Annotated in this window: 2 protein-coding genes and 1 pseudogene; all 3 read left to right on the top strand. The window is 65.1% G+C overall.

The window, feature by feature from the left end; translation table 11 throughout:
* Window positions 1-165 (top strand): annotated as a pseudogene (locus tag EN969_RS36355) (ribose ABC transporter permease); the annotation flags it as partial.
* Window positions 162-1,037: a MurR/RpiR family transcriptional regulator gene (locus EN969_RS29940; protein ID WP_013529211.1), complete on the top strand. Its 876-nt coding sequence runs from the start codon at window positions 162-164 to the stop codon at window positions 1,035-1,037. The pseudogene EN969_RS36355 and the gene EN969_RS29940, both read left to right, overlap by 4 nt.
* Window positions 1,034-1,723, top strand: a 690-nt coding sequence (locus EN969_RS29945) for a PfkB family carbohydrate kinase (protein WP_127419671.1), incomplete at its 3' end; no start/stop codon positions are given. The genes EN969_RS29940 and EN969_RS29945, both read left to right, overlap by 4 nt.

Raw genomic sequence — 1,723 nt, forward strand, 5'->3', positions numbered from 1 at the left:
GGCAAGGGCAGCGTCGTCGGCACCATCCTGGGCGCCGTCATCCTCGGCGCCATGCGCAACGGTTTGACGCTGATGAACGTCCAGTCCTTCTATCAGCTTCTGGCAACTGGTCTTATAATCCTCGCCGCGATGCTTATCGATCGCGTGACGAGGGGGCGTGGATGACCTTGAGCGGGCTGGACCTGAAAGCGGTAGGACCGCGCATCCGCATGATGATGCCGCATCTCACTCCGCTGGAGGCGAAGGTGGTGGAAACCGTCTTCGGCCGGCGCGGCTTCGACGAGAGCATTCCGCTGAAGCAGATCGCCGAGGAATCCGGCGTGTCCGAGGCGATGGTGGTCAAGATCGCCAAGAAGCTCGGCTTTTCCGGCTATCGCGACTTCCGCACCGCCGTCTATGAGTACAGTCGCCTGCCGACCGCCGAGATGCACCAGGAACTGTCATCCGACGACAGTTCGGCCGAGATCGTGCAAAAAGTGTTCCGCACCTCCATCCAGGCGCTGGAGGAGACGCTGGCGATCCTCGACATCGAGGATTTCGACCGCGCCGCCGAGCTGCTCTTCCGTGCCAAGAACCGGGATTTCTATGGCGTCGGCGGCTCGGCGCAGATCGCGCGCGACGTTTCGCACAAATTCCTGCGCATCGGCATCCGCGCATCCGTCTACGACGATTCGCACATGATGCTGATGTCGGCCTCGCTGCTCGGCGGCGACGACATCGCCGTCGGCTTCTCGCATTCGGGCAACACGTCGGCCGTTATCGACGCCATTCAGTTGGCCCGCAAGAACGGTGCCCGCACGCTGGCCATCACCAATTACGACAACTCGCCCCTGGCCGCCGTCGCCGATATCGTTCTGTGCTCGACCGCGCAGGGTTCGCCGCTGATGGGCGAGAACGCAGCGGCCCGCATTGCCCAGCTCAACATTCTCGACGCGTTGTTCGTCGCGGTGGCGCAGCGCGACTATCAGGCGGCGGAGCGAAATCTCGGCCGCACTATGTCGGCGGTGACATCGAAACGAAAAGACCGGGGCTCATGACGACAACGCCGCTGGTGACCGTGTTCGGCAGCCTGCATTACGACATTATGGTCGACGCGCCCGACCGCCCGCGCAAGGGCGAGACGGTGACCGGCCATGCCTGGCACCCCAAATGCGGTGGCAAGGGCGGCAACCAGGCCGTCTCGGCGGCGCGAGCCGGTGTGTATGCGGCGATGATCGGCGCCGTCGGCGACGATGATTTCGGGCGGGCGTTGCTGGCCAATCTCGATCGCGCCAAGGTCGACCGCCGCTTCGTGCGGGTGGCCGCTGGCGCCGGCTCCGGCATGAGCGTGGCGATCTTCGACCAAGGCGGCGACTATGGCGCGGTGATCGTCTCGGGCAGCAATCTGGCACTGGGCCATGCCGACAGTGCCTCTGCTTCCGATGTGGTGGGACAGACGGCGGTGCTCCTGCTGCAGAACGAAGTGCCGGAAGCCGCCAACATTGCCGCCGCACGCGCAGTCAAGGCACGGGGCAGCCGCGTCGTGCTCAACGCGGCCCCCGCGCGCAAACTCTCCGAGGAGTTGATCGCCCTGGTCGACATATTGGTGGTCAACGCCATCGAGGCGGAATTCCTGGCTGGCACGGCAGTGGTCGAGACACTCGACGGGGCCGCGCAAGCCGCACGGCTATTGGCCGATCTCTATCCCGTGGCGATCGTCACGGCGGGCGGCGAAGGCGTCGCC

This window comes from Mesorhizobium sp. M7A.F.Ca.CA.003.01.2.1 (assembly GCF_003998945.1).
Lineage (GTDB): Bacteria > Pseudomonadota > Alphaproteobacteria > Rhizobiales > Rhizobiaceae > Mesorhizobium > Mesorhizobium ciceri.